The sequence below is a fragment of the Actinoplanes flavus genome, assembly GCF_017592555.1.
In the GTDB taxonomy this organism is placed as follows: domain Bacteria; phylum Actinomycetota; class Actinomycetes; order Mycobacteriales; family Micromonosporaceae; genus Actinoplanes; species Actinoplanes flavus.
In genome coordinates this window covers 184,699-201,379 of sequence record NZ_JAGFNS010000007.1, presented here as the reverse complement: position 1 = coordinate 201,379, position 16,681 = coordinate 184,699, and the positions used below count along the sequence as shown (strand labels likewise).

General features: G+C 66.9%; 17 protein-coding genes, 1 other RNA gene and 1 pseudogene. 12 read left to right on the top strand and 7 right to left on the bottom strand.

Annotation, left to right across the window (positions count from 1 at the left end; all coding sequences use genetic code 11):
* Positions 1-6: 6 nt before the first annotated feature.
* Both J5X75_RS12920 and J5X75_RS12915 read right to left on the bottom strand, forming a co-directional pair.
* Entirely contained in the window at positions 7-906 is a 900-nt protein-coding gene (locus J5X75_RS12920; protein ID WP_208467583.1) for a serine/threonine dehydratase, read from the bottom strand.
* 9 nt (positions 907-915) lie between these two features.
* Positions 916-1,974 (bottom strand): type I glyceraldehyde-3-phosphate dehydrogenase, encoded by a 1,059-nt coding sequence (locus J5X75_RS12915; protein WP_208467582.1) that lies wholly within the window; start codon positions 1,972-1,974, stop codon positions 916-918.
* A 205-nt stretch (positions 1,975-2,179) separates the two neighbouring features.
* Between J5X75_RS12915 and J5X75_RS12910 the strand changes: the two genes are divergently transcribed.
* The gene (locus tag J5X75_RS12910) at positions 2,180-2,578 is read left to right on the top strand and encodes a toll/interleukin-1 receptor domain-containing protein (protein WP_208467581.1); all 399 of its coding nucleotides are present in this window, start codon (positions 2,180-2,182) and stop codon (positions 2,576-2,578) included.
* 84 nt (positions 2,579-2,662) lie between these two features.
* Here the strand turns inward: J5X75_RS12910 and J5X75_RS12905 are convergent, their stop codons facing one another.
* The gene (locus J5X75_RS12905) at positions 2,663-3,430 is read right to left on the bottom strand and encodes a sulfite exporter TauE/SafE family protein (protein WP_208467580.1); all 768 of its coding nucleotides are present in this window, start codon (positions 3,428-3,430) and stop codon (positions 2,663-2,665) included.
* Between the two features lie 101 nt (positions 3,431-3,531).
* Between J5X75_RS12905 and rnpB the strand changes: the two genes are divergently transcribed.
* Together rnpB and J5X75_RS12895 are read left to right on the top strand one after the other, a co-directional pair.
* Positions 3,532-3,934: RNase P RNA component class A (gene rnpB, locus J5X75_RS12900), an RNA gene on the top strand.
* A gap of 422 nt (positions 3,935-4,356) precedes the next feature.
* Positions 4,357-6,150, top strand: a complete 1,794-nt coding sequence (locus J5X75_RS12895) for a GmrSD restriction endonuclease domain-containing protein (RefSeq protein WP_208467579.1) — start codon at positions 4,357-4,359, stop codon at positions 6,148-6,150.
* Positions 6,151-6,417: 267 nt separating this feature from the next.
* Here J5X75_RS12895 and J5X75_RS12890 read toward each other — a convergent pair whose 3' ends face one another.
* A complete protein-coding gene (locus J5X75_RS12890; protein WP_208467578.1) occupies positions 6,418-6,867 on the bottom strand; it encodes an NUDIX hydrolase in 450 nt (149 codons plus the stop codon).
* A 27-nt stretch (positions 6,868-6,894) separates the two neighbouring features.
* Here J5X75_RS12890 and J5X75_RS46380 point away from each other — a divergent pair.
* From J5X75_RS46380 to J5X75_RS12850, 9 genes and pseudogenes are all read left to right on the top strand, one after another.
* Positions 6,895-7,140: pseudogene (locus J5X75_RS46380) on the top strand (GntR family transcriptional regulator); the annotation flags it as partial.
* 93 nt (positions 7,141-7,233) lie between these two features.
* Entirely contained in the window at positions 7,234-7,689 is a 456-nt protein-coding gene (locus J5X75_RS44215; protein WP_238487765.1) for a GntR family transcriptional regulator, read from the top strand.
* 132 nt (positions 7,690-7,821) lie between these two features.
* Positions 7,822-8,193 (top strand): hypothetical protein, encoded by a 372-nt coding sequence (locus J5X75_RS12880; protein ID WP_208467576.1) that lies wholly within the window; start codon positions 7,822-7,824, stop codon positions 8,191-8,193.
* Positions 8,194-8,320: 127 nt separating this feature from the next.
* Complete coding sequence (locus tag J5X75_RS12875; protein ID WP_208467575.1) at positions 8,321-9,250, top strand: hypothetical protein; 930 nt, start codon at positions 8,321-8,323, stop codon at positions 9,248-9,250.
* 114 nt (positions 9,251-9,364) lie between these two features.
* Positions 9,365-10,219: an FtsK/SpoIIIE domain-containing protein gene (locus J5X75_RS12870; protein WP_208467574.1), complete on the top strand. Its 855-nt coding sequence runs from the start codon at positions 9,365-9,367 to the stop codon at positions 10,217-10,219.
* A complete protein-coding gene (locus tag J5X75_RS12865) occupies positions 10,216-10,404 on the top strand; it encodes a hypothetical protein (protein ID WP_208467573.1) in 189 nt (62 codons plus the stop codon). The genes J5X75_RS12870 and J5X75_RS12865 overlap by 4 nt, the downstream gene beginning before the upstream one ends.
* Positions 10,405-10,516: 112 nt before the next feature.
* On the top strand, positions 10,517-11,035 hold the full coding sequence (locus J5X75_RS12860; protein ID WP_208467572.1) for a DUF6197 family protein: 519 nt from the start codon (positions 10,517-10,519) through the stop codon (positions 11,033-11,035).
* A 354-nt stretch (positions 11,036-11,389) separates the two neighbouring features.
* The gene (locus tag J5X75_RS12855) at positions 11,390-12,361 is read left to right on the top strand and encodes a tyrosine-type recombinase/integrase (protein ID WP_238487764.1); all 972 of its coding nucleotides are present in this window, start codon (positions 11,390-11,392) and stop codon (positions 12,359-12,361) included.
* Between the two features lie 248 nt (positions 12,362-12,609).
* The gene (locus tag J5X75_RS12850) at positions 12,610-13,353 is read left to right on the top strand and encodes a DUF6301 family protein (protein ID WP_208467570.1); all 744 of its coding nucleotides are present in this window, start codon (positions 12,610-12,612) and stop codon (positions 13,351-13,353) included.
* A gap of 8 nt (positions 13,354-13,361) precedes the next feature.
* On the opposite strand, the gene mctP is transcribed toward J5X75_RS12850, so the two are convergent.
* From mctP to J5X75_RS12835, 3 genes are all read right to left on the bottom strand, one after another.
* A complete protein-coding gene (gene mctP / locus J5X75_RS12845; protein ID WP_208467569.1) occupies positions 13,362-15,008 on the bottom strand; it encodes a monocarboxylate uptake permease MctP in 1,647 nt (548 codons plus the stop codon).
* On the bottom strand, positions 15,005-15,220 hold the full coding sequence (locus tag J5X75_RS12840; protein ID WP_208467568.1) for a DUF3311 domain-containing protein: 216 nt from the start codon (positions 15,218-15,220) through the stop codon (positions 15,005-15,007). Before J5X75_RS12840 ends, mctP begins: the two co-directional genes overlap by 4 nt.
* A gap of 128 nt (positions 15,221-15,348) precedes the next feature.
* Entirely contained in the window at positions 15,349-16,635 is a 1,287-nt protein-coding gene (locus J5X75_RS12835) for a glycoside hydrolase family 18 protein (protein ID WP_208467567.1), read from the bottom strand.
* Positions 16,636-16,681 lie beyond the last annotated feature (46 nt).

The window sequence follows — 16,681 nt, the reverse complement described above, 5'->3', positions numbered from 1 at the left end:
CCGGAGTCAGCCGGTCAGATCGGCCGGATCGGTGTTGGCCCCGCAGAGCAGCACCACCACGCGCTCGCCCGGTTCCGGCTGGTAGGCCTTGGTGAGCAGGGCGGCGTACGCGGCGGCGGTGCCGTGCTCGACCACGAGACGGTAGTCGTCCCACAGCCGCCGGCGGGCGTCGACGATGGCGTCGTCCTCGACCAGTACGGAGATCGCGTCACGGGCCAGGGCGAACCCGACATCCCCGATGCGCCGGGCGCCCAGGGAATCCGCCGCCACACCGGAGACCGGCACGTCCACCGGATGACCGGCCCGCTGCGCGGCATGGAACGCACAGGCCGTGACCGGCTCGACCCCGACGATGCGGATGTCCCGCGGGAGAGCGGCACGAAGCCCACCGATCAGGCCGCCGCCGCCCACCGCCACCAGCACGGTGTCGAACCCGTCCGGCACCTGCGACAGCAGCTCCAGCCCGATGGTCCCGTTCCCGGCCACCATCTCCGGACCGTCGTAGGCGTGGCAGAACAGGGCGCCGGTCTCCGCGGCGCGGATCGTCGCCGCGGCGTACGCCTCCGCGTACTCCGCGCCCTCCTGGACCACCCGCGCGCCCAGCTTGCCGAGTTTCGCCACCTTGACCGCCGGGGCGGTGACCGGCACGAACACCTCGGCCGCGGCGCCCAGCTCGCGGGCCGCGTAGGCGGCGGCGAGGCCGGCGTTGCCGCCGGAGGCCGCGACGATCCCGGCCGCCGGCGGATCGACGATCCGGTTGAGCATGCCCCGGGTCTTGAACGAACCGGCGTGTTGGAGGAACTCCAGCTTGAACCAGAGGTCCGGCCCGGCCGCGAGCACCGGGGTACGCCGGACCCGGCCGGCGACGCGTTGCGCCGCGGCCCGCACGTCAGACAGGTCGATCACGGGGAAAGCCTAGGCGACGCTCCAGGTCACCCGGCTGGACGGAACCGGTAAACGGTCGCCCACCAGCCTCGCCAGGTCCAGCAGCCGGTTGGAGAAGCCCCACTCGTTGTCGAACCAGCCGCGCACCTTCACCCCGCCGTCCGCGGTGGTCTGCGTGCCGGAGGGGTCGAACAGGCAGGACGCCGGATTGTTCTTCACGTCGATCGACACGGTCGGGTCCGGGTCGTACGCCAGGATGCCGCGCAGCGGCCCGGCCGCCGCCTCGGCCATCGCCCGGTTGACCTCGTCGGCGGTCACCGGCCGATCGGTCTGCCCGGACAGCTCGGCGAGCGACCCGATCGGGGTGGGCACGCAGTAGTAGCTGTACCGCATCTCGCCGATCTCCGGCAGCGCCACCCGGACCAGGTCACCGACCACATAGTTGTGCGGGATGATGCTCTCGCCGGTGGCCCGGCCCAGCCGTGGATCCTCCCGGGACGTGCCGACCAGCGAGTCCTGCACCCGCTGCCAGCTCTGGGCGGCCAGCATCACCGACGTGTTCACCGACCGCAGCCCGAACCGGTCGAGCAGCACCTTCGCCATCACGGTGAGCGCGTTCACCCCGCACGAGGCCGGGGAGACGACGTCGTGCAGCGCCGGGTCGTAGCTCTTGTGGTTCGCGCCGACCACCAGGAACGCGTCCGGGTCGTCGGCGGAGGCGCTGATCACCACCTTGCGGGCGCCGCCGTGGATGATGTGGGAGCGGGCCGCCGTCCCGGCGCGGAACCGGCCGGTGGCCTCGATGACCACGTCGACGCCCTCCTCCGCCCAGGGAATCCGTTCCGGGCGCTCGTGGTGGAATGCCCGAATGGCGTGGTCGTTCACCACGAGATAGTCCCCGCTCGCGGTCACCGTTCCGGGAAAGGCGCCGCGGACACTGTCCCGGCGCAGCCCGTAGGCCAGCTTGTCGGTCGACGCGACGTCGTTGACCGCGGCGATCTGCACACCCGGGTTCGAGGCGGAAGCCACGATCCGGGTCACACTTCGGCCGATCCGCCCGAGCCCATTGATCCCGATCGCGACAGTCATCGAGCTCTCCTCGATTTCGGATGCTTTGCCAGGATTTCCCCCGTGACCAGGCTCACCTGTTTCCCCCAGGATCCACCCGCAGTCACGGGTTCGACACTATGAGTTGTGCAAGTTGCACGTCAACGGACGACATTCTCACACCCCTCCAACGACGGACGTCGAACCGCGGCCAGCACTGTGGACCGAGGTCCGGCATTCTGGGGGCGTGCCCGTACTCGTCTCCCACTCCCCCGCCGACGAACCCTGGGCACAGTGGATCGCTCTGGAGCTGCGGGCCGCCGGCCACGACGTCCACCTCGACCCGGCCGGCCCCGGCTTCGTGCGCCGGCTCGCCGCCGGCCTCGGCGGCACCGATCCGGTGCTCCTGCTGATCTCCGCCGAACACCGGGCCACCGCCGAGGACTGGGCCACCCTGCTGCGGGCGCCGGCGATCGTCGGCCGGCTGATCGTTCTGCGACTCGACGCCGCCGAACTCCCCCGCGCGCTACGCGCCCTCCCCTGCCGCAACCTGCACGGCCTCGACGAGGAGGACGCCCTGGAGCTGCTGCTCAACCTGGCCGGCGGCATCCGCCGCCATCAATTCCCGCGCGCCGCCGGCTGGTGATTTCCGGTCACCCTCCGAAAACAACGACAACCCCTGCCCGGTACGCCGAAAGCGCACCGTCCCCCTTGCGCAGATGACCGACGGTCAGCCGGTGACGGCACGGTAGAGCAGGATGAGGCCCACCGTCGTACCGAACGTGACGATGACGTATTTCAGCACCCGCTGCGGCAGACGCCGGGCGAGCCGAGCCCCCACATAACCGCCGACGACCGCGGCCGGCGCCAGAATCGCCACCGCACCCCAGTCCACGTCCGCGAACACGGCGAACACCACCAGCGTCACGAACCCGACCGCCGCCGACAGCACGTTCTTCAGCGCGTTGATCCGCTTCAGCGACTCGTCGAGGATCAGCGCCAGCGCGGCCACGTACATCACCCCGAGCGCGGCGCCGAAATACCCACCGTAGACAGCGCCGGCGAACACCACGGTCGGTAAGGTGACCGCGGCCCGCCGCGGTGACATCGCCCGCGGGTGCCCGACCAGCCCGCGCAGCCGCTCCTGGAACGCCAGCGTCGCCGCCGCCCCCAGCACCAGGAACGGCACCACGATCTCGAACGCCCGCGCCGGCGTGAGCAGCAGCAGCGCACACCCGGCGGCCGATCCGAGGACCGCGGCGGGCAGTGCGGCCCGGACCCGCCGACCCTGTCCGGCCAGGTCGGCCCGGCTGCCGGCGACGCTGGACACATACCCCGGGAACACCGAGACCGAGTTGGTGACATTCGCGTCCACCGTCGGCAGCCCGGTGGCGATCAGGGTCGGGAAGGTGATCAGCGACCCACCACCGGCGATCGCGTTCACCGCCCCGGCCGCGACGCCGGCCGCGACGAGAAGCAGGATGTGCGTGAAATCCATGGCGTGAGTGAATCTACGTGCTTCCCGCCCACCCGGCCCGGTGATCTTGCTCCCCGCCCGGCCCACGACCTCCCCGGCACGTAGGATGGCGGCGCGACGGACGAGTCGGCTGGGCGGCCGCGTCGGCGCCCGCAGGGGCGTCGCCGAGGAACGTCCGGACTCCGCAGAGCAGGGTGGTTGTTAACGGCAACCCGGGGCGACCCGCGGGAAAGTGCCACAGAAAACAGACCGCCCTCCCTTCGGGGAGGGTAAGGGTGAAACGGTGAGGTAAGAGCTCACCAGCACCCCGGGTGACCGGGGTGGCTCGGTAAACCCCACCCGGAGCAAGGCCAAGCAAGGCCACACGCCGCAAGGCGGTGGCCGGCGCAGGCGTTCGAGGGCTGCTCGCCCGAGCCTGCGGGTAGGCTGCTCGAGCCTGCCGGCAACGGCAGGCCTAGATGGATGGCCGCCACCGGCGACCACGGTCACCGGCCACAGAATCCGGCGTACAGGCCGACTCGTCCGCCGCCCTCAAGGTCACGGCCACCGGGGTGGCGCTGACCTCTCCTTATATATAGATATATAGGCGCTGTTGGGCAACATCAGTCAGCGTTGGTCGCCGTCAGACGCCCTGGCCACGCCCTGACGCCCTGAAGACGCCCCGCAACCTCGACGCCGAAGGGTCATCCCGGTCGCCTGGGCTCCGCCATACCGGGTCGCTGGCCGGATGCCAAATAGCTCCATCGTTTGGCATCCGGCCAGCGAGCTGGTATCCCTCTGGGCAGGCGATCGGGATGACCCGACCCCTACCAAACACCATCACTCACGGTGAGTGCCCGTCGTTGCCAGTCCATCCCGGGAGCCTGCCCGTCCGGCGAGGACATGCCGGTTGCCCCCTTCACCGAAAGGGCTCATCAGATAGATTTCGCACGAGGAGGGCAGACACGGTGACCGGACCAACGGAGACGGAACTCTCGGTACAAGGCGAGAGTCTGCAGCAACTCTACAGTCAGTACACGAAGGGCCGCTTTCTGGTTAACCGACGCTACCAGCGCAAACTGGTTTGGTCGGTTGAGGAGAAGGAAAAGCTCGTTGACTCCGTCCTCGAGCGCCTCCCTATACCTCTCATCCTTCTAGCGGAGACGGTGCATGAGGAGGCCGCGCGCTTGGAGGTCATCGACGGCCTACAACGGCTAAACGCGATCTTTGCTTTTATCGAGAACGAATTCCCAATCGACGGTAAATACTTTGACCTCGAGACTCTCGCAGACACTAAGTACCTAAAGGACCACACCAAGCTTACGCAGCGCGAACCTATGCTCGACAGGGGCCAGTGTCGAGACTTCGCCAACTATCTGCTTCCAGTCTCGACCTACAGGTCAGCAAGTGAGTCATCAGTTGACGAGGTGTTCCGCAGAATTAACTCTTCCGGTCGCCATCTCAGCCTCCAAGAAATCCGCCAGGCGGGCGCAACAGTAGAAATAGCCAACCTGGTGCGCAAAATCAGTGCAGCCGTACGAGGCGACGCGTCTCTCACCGACTACGTCAAACTAGAAGATATGCCGAAGATCAGCATCACAAATCGCCAGCTAGAATACGGCATTTATGACGCTGAGATCTTCTGGGTGAAGCAGGGCATCTTATCCCGCGATGCAGTGCGTGAGTCACGTGATGAGGAACTGGTTCTCGACATTCTACTAGACCTTATCCTGCAGCCACTTGCTAGCAGTGGCTCGGAATATCGGAACGCAGCATACGGGGACGATCGTGCGGGTGGAGCCACCTCAGCGGCGATCGTTCACACCCGTCTCCTCACCCTCGGGCCGAAGGAGGTAGAGCGGCGTTTCATGGAGGTCCTTGACCTCTTCAAGGAAACGCTGGATGTAGCAGACTCCCCGTACGCCACCTGGACTGTTACCCAGCAAAATCCGCGGGGAGTTCCTCGCCACTTCCACGCACTATTCGTCGCTGTCGCCCAACTGGTTCACGATGAGAACCTCGTACCCAAAAGTCGAAACGAGTTTGCGGATGCCCTCAAGGGCTTTTGGGACCGAGACCTCAGCATTCCAGGCGGTGGCAACTGGGGTGGTGAGCGAAAATCTCAACTGATCAACGCCGTTAAGGGGTTATTGCGACCCCACTTTACGCGAACCACCGATAGACATAGTTTGCAACTTCAGGAACACGCGCTTCGGTTTGAGTCGACTCTTCGGATGGCCCTTACGGAGGAAGCTTTATTCGAACTCAAACAGGGCTTTTGTCGACTGAATAACGCGGGGATGTTCGACGACGCCAGCTTTGAGAAGGTACTCAGGACCGCCAGCGCGATGGCGAACACACGACCTTCATCGTCTGGACTTATATTCTTTGGTGTCGCCGATGACCTGAAGGACGCGAAAGCAGTCGAGAATTTCTCAAAAGTTCAGGCCACCAGGCTCGACCGGTTCTATATAACTGGGACACAACACGAACTTGAGGCTTTAAAACGGTCCGTCGACGAGCACTTCCGATGGCTCATAAATCGGATCAAAAATTCTAAGCTACAGCCGGAGTTCGCCGACGCTCTGGCCGCCACACTAAGCCCGTTTAGATACCGCAACTACCTTCTATGGAAACTTGAGCCGAAGCCAGGTCGGTCTCCGGTTACACACGACGGCAAGTTTTACGAACGACGCGGTCCGAGCACCGAACTAGTCGAGGGACCAAACGCCCTTATCGAGCTTGTCCGCCGGTTTCCTTAGAAAGGCAACACAAGACCGGTTCCCTTAGAAGAATGTCAAAAGGCCCCCAGTCTCATAGCGAGGCTGGGGCCTTTCTCTACTTCGCGCCTGCCGCCGGGCTGGAACCGACGGCGCCGCCGCGCAGCAGAGGCGTCCGGCGGCGGGCCTCCGGCCCGGCCCCGCTGGGCGGCGCGAGCGGCTCGCGAAGCGGGCCGCCTTGAACCCGTACAGAAACTTCTCACAAATGGCTATAGGGCTTGGGCCACTGCAAGACGCCTGCCTGCACGCCTACAACGGGGAGCCGTTCGGTAGGAGATTCACTCCGTCATGCGCACGGACTGCGGGCTCCGCGTTTTCGCGTACCGCATCGAGCATCCTGATGGCGTAGGCCGGATCCATGCCCGTGGCCACCTCTTCGGGAGTCCACCACTCAACGCGGGCGGTCTCATCCGAGGTAGCGATAGATCCTCCAACGACTCGCCCCTGGAACATGATGGCGACCACTCCAAGCACCATGTTCTTGTAGACCCCGGTCAGTCGTACGGGCTCGATGGTCAGACCCGTTTCTTCACGGACTTCCCTGACGACACCCTCGGTTATCGACTCGGTCATCTCCAGGACTCCGCCTGGCGGCTCCCACCGGCCGTTGTCGCGACGCCTGATCACAAGAAGGCGGCCAGCGTCATCGACCACCGCAGCGGCAACGCTCACGGAGTGGTGCTCTCGGGCCGTTGTCATAGAAGCATGGTAACATGTTGACGACACATGTATACATGCCGGGAGGAAGCCAGCGTGGCACTGCGGCGCATTGACCCAGCAAGCGATCGAGCCGTGTACCGGCAGATCGCGGATCACCTACGCGCCGACATCGAATCCCACGAGCGCCCTCCGGGTTCGCAGCTCCCGTCAGAAAGCTCTCTAGTCGCAGACTACGGAGTCAGCCGAGTAACCGCTCGGCGAGCGCTTAGCGTGCTGGTTACGGATGGCCTAGCCATCTCGGAGCACGGTAAGGGCTGGTTCGTCCGACGCAGGCCCCCGGTCAAACGGCTGTCATCGGATCGATTCGCGCGCCGCCATGAAGGAAAAGCCGCTTTCACGGTGGACATGGAGGCCAACGAACGAAAGTTCAGCGTGGAGGTCATCTACGTTGGCCAAGGCGATGCTCCACCCGAAATCACCTCGCGACTGGGACTACCTCCGGGCACGGCCGTCCTCGTGCGTCGTCGCCGGTACCTCGTTGAGGGCCAGCCGACCGAGTTCGCCACGTCCTACATCCCGCTCGACATCGCGGCCGGCACTCCGATTGAGCAGGAGAACCCGGGTCCCGGCGGAATTTACGGCCGCATGGAGGACCACGGCCTCGTCTTCGAGCGCTACGACGAGGAGATTTCCGCGCGGATGCCAACCGAGGACGAGGCGCGGCATCTATCGCTACCAGCGGGTTCGCCAGTGCTGCACCTGGTCAGAACCGCGGTCGCGTCGGGCCGGGTAGTGGAGGTCTGCGACACCATCATGGACAGCGCAGCATTCGTGCTCTTCTACTCTCTTCCGGCTCGGTAGACGGCGCGGTAAAGATCTTGGCGATTTCATGCGATTCCACTTGTGTACACGAGTCCTCGTGTCTACCTTGAAGTAGGACCGATGGTCGGTCGTAACCAAATCAAGGAGTCAGCAATGTCTAACCAGCCCCGCGTGAGCACTCAGCCGCGTCTGATGCTGGACATCACGAACGTCATCTTCGAGATGGCGGACGAGATCATGCCGAAGCTCGATGACAAGGGTGCGCAGAAGATCGACACCCGTGACACGGGTCTGCCGATGTGGACCGCTCCGATGTTCGGTCGTGGTCGTACGCCCGGCAAGAAGTGGAGCGGTCAGCTCAACGTCACGATCGTCAGCGCCGAGCGGCCGAACGTGCAGGACGGTGACCAGGTCGTTCCGCGTGACCTGGAGGCTCTGCCCTGGGTCTCGGAGCAGAACGGTAAGACCCGCTCCGGTGTGGCCTACAAGGCTTCCGCTCTGGAGGTCGTGTCCGGCCCGACGGCGCTCAGCAAGGCTGCCTGACCTCTTATCCGCCTGGCTCCTGAAGCCACCGACTCACAGGAGGCGGGGTCGCCAGAGATTGGCGTCCACGAGCGGCCCCGCACCTGTTCAACCCAACTCCTAGCCCTCCGGAGAGGGAGGAATCGTTGTGCAGAAGTCTAGCCGCCGCCGACTGATCGGCGGTAACGGCAAGGGGCAGTCGTTCACGGTCATTGAGGCCCCGATCGCTCACAGTCAGCGCCGTAAGGCGATCATCGCGTTCTGGGTCACGCTGTTGGTGACCGCGTTGCTGGGCGGCACGGTCGCCTCGCACTACATGCACCCCATCCTGGGCGGTGCCGTCGGTATCGCGTCCGGCTTCGTCCTCGGTGTGGTCTTCGGATTCCTGGTCATCGCCTGGCCGATCTTTCGGATCGTCTGGTGGTGGACACCCGAGATGCTGCTCGGGGTGTTCCTGGTCTACGGCTGGACCTGGCTCATGCTGGCTACGCCCTTGTGGCTGTCGCTCGGCCTGGTGGTCACGCTGGCGCTGGTCTCCGTCTTGGTGCGGGTGATCCGGTACGGGTTGATGGCGGTGTTCTGGTGCCTGACGGTGCGGCATCGGCTGCGGATGTGCTTCGCGGCGTTCGTGGCTCGCAACCGGCAGGGCACCCTGCCGTTCATCCTGCTCGCCCGGCCTACCCCGGCGGGTGAACGGGTGTGGATCTGGTTGCGGCCCGGTCTGGCTCTGCCCGACCTGGAGAAGGAAGACCAGCTCGCCCGGATGGCGGTGGCCTGCTGGGCCAAGAACGTCCGGATCGCTCCGGCGTCACCGAAGTACGCGCCGTTGATCCGTGTCGACGTCACCCGCCGCAACACGCTGGCGAACACGGTGCTGTCGAACCTGCCGGACCACGTTCCGGACGGCATGCCGGCCGATGCTCCGGTCTCTCCGGTCGTTCCTCCGGTCGGCGTCAACCTTAACGACATTCCGGTGCGCTCGCGGCGCTCTCCGGACATCAACGATTCCCGCCCGCGTCGTGCACGCACGCCGGACCCGTCGCCCTCGGACGACTACGACGGCAACGACTACGCCTAACCCTCGCTGACACGTACGTGTCAACGCCTTTTCACCGGCTCCGGCGTGGTCATCGACTCCACGTCACCAGCACCACGCCGGACCATTCCTGCCCTTTCCGATCGGAGCCTCGCGATGAGTTCACCCCTCGCCCGGCCGTACACCCCGGTCGGTCCGAACCTGTCCATCTTCGACCCGCTGTTCATCGGCCTCGACGAGTTCGGCCAGCCGGTCCATCTGTCGCTCATCTACCGCAACATCCTGCTCGGCGGGGAACCCGGCGCGGGTAAGTCATCCCTGCTCAACAACGTTGTCGGACACGCCGCCCTCAGCGACGACACCGACCTGGTCCTGATCGACGGCAAGTTGGTCGAACTCGGGCTGTGGCGCGAATGCGCCGACGTTTTCGTTGGTCCGGACCTCGATCACGCGATCGACACCCTGGAACGGCTCCAGAAGGTGATGGACAACCGCTACGAGTACCTCGACAGCCAACGGCGGCAGAAGATCGTGCGAGACGACGTGATGCGTCGCATTCTGCTCGCCATCGACGAACTGGCGTACTTCTCCGCCACCGTCGGGACGAAGATCGAGCAAGACCACTTCTCGGCGCTCAACCGCGATATCGCGGCGCGGGGCCGGGCGGTCGGCATCGTCGATGCCTCAGCCACGCAGCGGCCGAGCTCGGACATCATCCCGACCTCGCTGCGATGCCTGTTCGCCTGGCGGTGGGCAGGCCGGTGTGTCGACGACTCGTCGTCCGACGTGGTGCTCGGTCACGGCTGGACCAACCGGGGCTATTCCGCCGCCCGGATCGACCCCAACAACCAGGGCGAAGGGCTACTGCTCGCCGAGGACGGCATCCCGGTAGCGCTCAAAGCCGCCCACATGACCAACGACGACATCATCCGCGTCGCGGACTACGCCGCCTCGGTGCGCCGCACCCGGGCCGCCAACGCCACGACTCCCAACCTGGGGGCTGTCGCATGACTACCACTGCACTGATCCCTCGCGTGCGCCGCAATCACCACGGCCGCGCCATCGCTATCCGCTGCACCGCCTGCGGCGCCTGGCGCAAGCCCTACCGCTTCACCCGCAACGCGGTGACCTGCCGCCGCTGCCCGTACGGCCCGGTCGGCCGGCATCTCGCCACCTACGCGGCCAAGCGCCGCTGACATACGGCATCACCAGCACAAACCCATAGGAACAGCCGACGAACCGGGACCTAGCCCTGGAAAGCAGCCCGGCCCGTCGGCCACCACCACCGCCCCGAAAGGACGTGGCGTCATGAACCGTACCCAAAACCCGACCGGCCCCGCCGCCGACACCACCACCGATGTTGTGGTGACCCCGGCATTGATCCTGCGCGGAGCCGCCCGCTACATCGAGCTGCACGGCTGGATCCGTGGCTACTCCTACGGCTCGGCACGGCCCTTCCCGCCGGCCTGCACCACCGGTGCGCTCGGCATGGCCGCGAACGGCACGATCACCGAGTTTCCGCTGTGGAACGACCGGAAGCCCGCCGACGACAACTACCGGGCGTGGAAGTACCTGCTCGGCTACCTCGCTGACCGGGGTGAGATCACCGGGCTGTTCGAGCCTGGTCCCGCGTGTGTGAGCGAGTGGAACGACCAGGACGACCAGTCCGCCGAGAACGTCATCGCCACTCTCCGGGCGGCGGCCGACGAATACGACTGGACGCACGCGTCCGAGGACGACGTCGAAACCTACGCCGACTCCTGCCTCGACAACGACACCTGGCCCACCCGTGAGGGCTTCCTCGCCTGGCTGGCGGCCCGCTCATGAGGACCGCAACCCGTAGCCGCTGGCACCGCCGGTGCCGTCACCTCCACCGCACCACCGCCGCGCCCGTCACCGACAAGGGCTTCGGCTACTCGCGCGAACCCGACCCGGTCCGGCCTGAGCCGGTGTACCCGCGGGCGTCGACCTGTACTTCTTCACCGGCCGCGCCCCTCGGAGGGCCGCCGCATGACCACACCCCCGATCGCGGACCTGACACGTACGTGTCAACCCTTCACCTCCGCCGGGATCGTCTCCGCTCTGGAAACCGCGTGGGCCGCTATCCGTGCCCGGCATCCCGAGGTTCCCGAGGTCGTCCTGATCGTCGGGTCCGGCTCACCGGCCACCCCGAAGGCCTCCATGAAGTGGGGCCACTTCGCCTCGCTGCGCTGGCAGCACGGCGACCGGCAGTTGCCCGAGGTGCTCGTCTCCGGCGAGGGACTCAAGCGCTCCCCGGCAGAGATCCTCGTGACCCTGCTGCACGAAGCAGCTCACGGCCTGGCCGACGTGCGCGGCATCCAGGACACCTCCCGTCAGGGCCGCTGGCACAACAAGAAGTTCGGCAAGAACCCGTGCTCCGCGAAGTCGGTGGACAAGCCCCGCCCGAATGAACGCAAAATCGTGCCGTGGACCCTGGACCAGGTTCGGGCCGTCCGAGCGGCGATACCGGCGCGTTATCAGCCGATGGTCGACCTCGGTAGTGCGTGCGGAATGCGGCAGGGTGAGATCCTCGGCCTCGCCGTGGACGACATCGACTTCGCCGACGGCTGGATCACTGTGCGGCAACAGGTCAAGCGAGTGCGATCCCGGCTCGTTTTCGGGTTGCCGAAGAACAACAAGGAACGCCGGATTCCGCTGTCGGATGCGATTGCCGACATCCTGGCTCAGCACATCATCGACGTACCCCCGCGATCGGTCACCCTGCCCTGGGAAGACCCGGACAACGACAAACGGGTCACCGTCACCCTGCTGTTCACGACCACCCGGAAGAACGCGATCAACCGCAGCCACTTCAACCCGGACTTCTGGCATCCCGCCGTCAAACAGGCTGGGCTGGATCGGAGCCGGGACAACGGGATGCACGCGCTGCGTCACTTCTACGCCTCGGCCCTGCTGGACGCGGGCGAGACCATCAAGGCCGTCGCGGCTTACCTCGGCCACGCCGATCCGGGCTTTACCCTCCGGACCTACACCCACCTGATGCCGGCCAGCGAGGAACGAACCCGCGCCGCGATCGACGCTCTGTTCGGTAAGCCCAAAAAGGCCCCGACGCCCTCGACACGCCCTGGACGCACCTGGCGGCGGCGTTTCCGCAGGTCCAGGGCAACCTAGAGCACAACGTCCGGCGTACAGGCCGACTCGTCCGCCGCCCTTCGGGCAGGTCTCTCGGCCCGGCCGAGACCGCGATCAAACCCCTCCGAGGTACGACGTGAGCGCACCGCGCCGCTAGAATTCGGCCCCTATCGGACAATTATGCCAAGTCGGGCCAATGCTGAGATTCCGCTCGCATGCTCGGCCGCGCGACTATGTGACCTTGATGCGCGAGAATGGCCGCCGGTGCTGGTGGAACGGGGGTCGTGGTGAGCGTTCTGGCGCGGACCGTGGCCGCGCTCGCCCGGACCGGCTGGGGCTGGTCGGCGGACGAGCTGCCGGATCTGGTCACGGCGGCCGGCTGGGTGTGGCGTGCCCCCTCAGAGGGAACGGTGAGCTGCCGTTTCGACGCGGACCCGGGCAACGCGGGCGCGTTCCTGTTCGGCGCCGAGGTGACCGCGCTGTACCTGAGCCTGGCCGAGCGGGACGAGGCGGCCGGGCCGGAGGCGGTGCTGGCCCGGCGGGACGGGTTCCGGGCCGCCGTCGATGAGGTGACGGAGCTGCTCGGGCCGCCGCCGGCACGCTGCCCGGGGCCGGATCCGAGCGCCGGCTGGCGGGTGGCGGCCGGGGTGCTGGAGATCGTGGACCGGCCGGGTGTCCTGGATCTGTGGCTGCGGCCGGTGCCGCGCCGGGTGCCGCCTTCCCCGGTGGCCCCGGCCGCGGACGGGACGGCCCTGCCGGTGGGGCTGGCCGCGGCCGCGGCGTCGCTTCCGGCCGGCGCGGTGGTGACTCTTCTGGACGGGCGGGGCGGGGTGTGGGCGGAGTTGCGGCAGACGGACGGCGCCTTGACCGTGGTCGCCGGCGACGACGAGACGGTCCTTGTCTGGCCGGCCGCCGGGACGGCGTACCGGGAATGGGCCGCCGGCCTCGCCGACCGCTGGGGTGACGAGGCCGGCGAGCTCAGCTACCGATCGGACTTTCCGGTTCCGCATCTGCCACTGCCGCGAGCATAGGGAAAGGGTCAGGTCGACGAGATGTTGTCGATCGTGCCGGCGCGTTCCCGTTCGATGCGGGGGTCGCCCTCGTCGGCGAGGTAGTCGCCGGGCACGGTGCCGTCGACCCCCTCGGCCACCTTGGCGGCCCGCAGGGCGAGCGTCACGAGCACCGCGACCAGCGCATTGACCAGCACCGCCACGAAGCCCACGTAGATCGTCCGGGTGCTGTCGAACCCGAATTCGGACAGCGGGAAGGCCGAGCCGCCGAAGTGCTTGCGCCCGGTCGCCGCGTTCGGGATCTGCCAGAGCATCCAGAATCCGAGCGCCATGCCGGCCGCCCAGCCCGCCACCAGCGCGCCCCGGTGCAGCCACCGGGTGTAGAGGCCGAGGACGACGGCGGGCGCCGTCTGCAGGATGATCACGCCGCCGATCAGCTGGAGGTCGATGGAGAACTGCGGGTCGAGGAAGACGATGCAGGCCACCGCCCCGATCTTCACCACCAGCGAGGTGATCTTGGCGACGTTCGCCTCCTGCGCGTGGGTGGCGTCCTTGCGCAGGTATTCCTTGTAGATGTTGCGGGTGAACAGGTTGGCCGCGGCGATCGACATGATCGCCGCCGGGACCAGCGCGCCGATGCCGATGGCGGCGAACGCGATGCCGGTGAACCAGGCCGGGAACTGCTGGTCGAAGAGGATCGGCACGACCGTGTTGCTGTCCACACTGCCGGGTTTGGCGCCGGGCAGCGGCTTCACCCCGGCCGCGACGGCCATGTAGCCGAGCAGCGCGATCAGGCCGAGCAGCAGGCTGTAGGCCGGGAGCGCGGACATGTTGCGCTTGATCACGTCCCGGTTCCGGCTGGCCAGCACACCGGTGATGCTGTGCGGGTAGAGGAACAGCGCGAGCGCCGAGCCGAGTGCCAGGGTGAAGTACTGCACCTGGTTGTTGGCGTTGAGCAGGATGCCGTCGTTGGGTGCCGGGGACGCCTGGAACTTCGCGTCGGCGGCGTCGAAGATGGCGTTCCAGCCGCCCAGCTTGTAGGGCAGCCACAGCACCGCCACCAGGATCACGATGTAGATCAGCGTGTCCTTGACGAAGGCGATCAGCGCGGGCGCCCGCAGCCCGGACTGGTACGTGTAGGCGGCCAGGATCGCGAACGCGATGATGATCGGCAGATGCCGGGCCAGGGCGCTGTCACCGGTGACGCCCATCGTCTTGAGCACCGCTTCGATGCCGATCAGCTGGAGGGCGATGTACGGCATGGTCGCCACGATCCCGGTGATCGCGACCACCAGGGCCAGCGTCGGCGAGCCGAACCGGGTGCGCACGAAGTCGGCCGGTGTCACGAAGCCGTGCCGGTGCGACACCGACCAGAGCCGGATCAGGATGAGGAAGAACAGCGGGTAGATGATCACGGTGTAGGGCACCGCGAAGAAGCCGGCCGCTCCGGCGCCGAAGATCAGCGCGGGCACCGCCACGAAGGTGTACGCCGTGTAGAGGTCGCCACCGACCAGGAACCAGGTGATCCAGCCGCCGAAGCTGCGGCCGCCCAGCCCCCACTCGTCGAGATGGGCCATGTCCTGCGGCGCCCGCCATCGGGAGGCGACGAAGCCCATCCCGCTGACCAGCAGGAACAGGACCGTGAAGATGACGATCTCGGTGATGTGGTCGCTCATGACCGGCCCCGCTTCGTCATCTGATAGACGAGGGTCGTGGTGCCGACGCCGAGCAGGATGAAGGCCAGTTGCAGCCAGTAGAAGAGCGGGAAACCGGCGAGACGCGGCTCGTCGTGGTTGTAGAGGAAGGTCAGCAGCGGCACCACGATCGGCACCAGGAGCAGCCAGTTCCAGGGACTTCTATCGGTTCGGGGACGTTCCGGCTCAGCCATGGGTCACCTCTGTCACTTCCGTTGCGTGTGCGTTACGTCACGCTAACGAGGCATCGGAAGATCGGGCGATCCCCTATGCGCCGAACGGGCGAGGCGGTGCGCCGAATGGGCGCACCGCCTCGGGTCCGTCAGCGCAGTCCGGCCGAGATGGCCTTGGTGAGCGACGCGTTCTCGTCGTCACCGTCGAGCGACCACATCATCGCGCCGCCCAGGCCCTTGGCCCGGATGTAGAGCGCCTTCTGCACCATCACCGCCGGGTCGTCGTACGTCCAGAAGGTGGTGCCGTCGAACAGCCAGGCGTGACCGTTGCGCAGGTCCCGGTGCACCGTGAAGCCCTGTGCGGGCAGCTTCTCGACCGTCTTGAAGTCCTCGACGCCGTTGGCGAAGACGCCCGGCGCCGGGCCGGCGGCCGGCTGGAACAGGCCGTTGCCGGTGCCGGTGACCCCGGTCCAGCCCTGCGAGTAGTAGGGCACGCCGAGCACCAGCTTGCGCTTCGGGGCCCCACCGGCGATCCAGGCGTTGATGGCGTTCTCCGCCGAGAAGTCCGGGTTGTCCGGCGCCCCGGCCGGTACGCGCAGCGCCGACTGCTGGTTGGTGACCGGCTCCCAGGTGCCGTGGAAGTCGTAGCCCTGCACGGTGGCGAAGTCCAGGTACTTGAAGATCCGGTTGGCCTCGAACCCGGCCGCGATCTTCGCGGGCGCGGCCGGCACGAACGCGGTGAGCAGGTACTTCTTCCGGTTGGTCCGGCCCAGCCGGTCGAGCTGGGCCCGGAACTCCGCGGCCAGCAGGGTGAAGTTCCGCTTGTCCTCGGGCCGGATGACGTTGCCCACCTCGCCGGCCGAGCCGGGCCACTCCCAGTCCAGGTCGACGCCGTCGAAGACGCCGGCCGCCACCCCCTCGGGCAGGCCGGTCAGGTTGCCCTTGATCCACAGGTCGAGGCAGGAGCTGACCAGCTTCTTCCGGGAGGCGTCGGTGAGGGCCGCGTCGGAGAAGTACCGGGATCCGGTCCAGCCGCCGAGCGAGATGAGCGCCTTGAGTTTCGGGTTCTTCGCCTTGATCTCGGCGATCTGGTTGAGGTTCCCGGCGAACGGCTGGCCCGCCACGTCGGCGACACCGTCCACACTGTTCTCCGCGGAGAACGGCGTCTGCCAGTCGGCCCACGGGTCGGCGGAGGCGCAGACGCCGTCCGCGGTGACCGGGCCGAACGCGTAGTTGAGGTGGGTCAGCCGGGCCGCCGCACCGGAGCTCTGCACGTCGGCGAGCTGGAAGTTACGGCCGTAGATACCCCACTGCGTGAAGTACGCGACCTTGGCATATGAGTCGTCCGAGTGTGCCTGTGCGGGAGCGGGTGCTGCGGCCACGACAGCCGAGGCTACAGCCACCCCGGCGACGAGGCGGCGGGTGAAACCGCGCATGAGCCCTCCAGGGCGAAACGTTGAAGAAAGTTTCCTAATCGAGGAA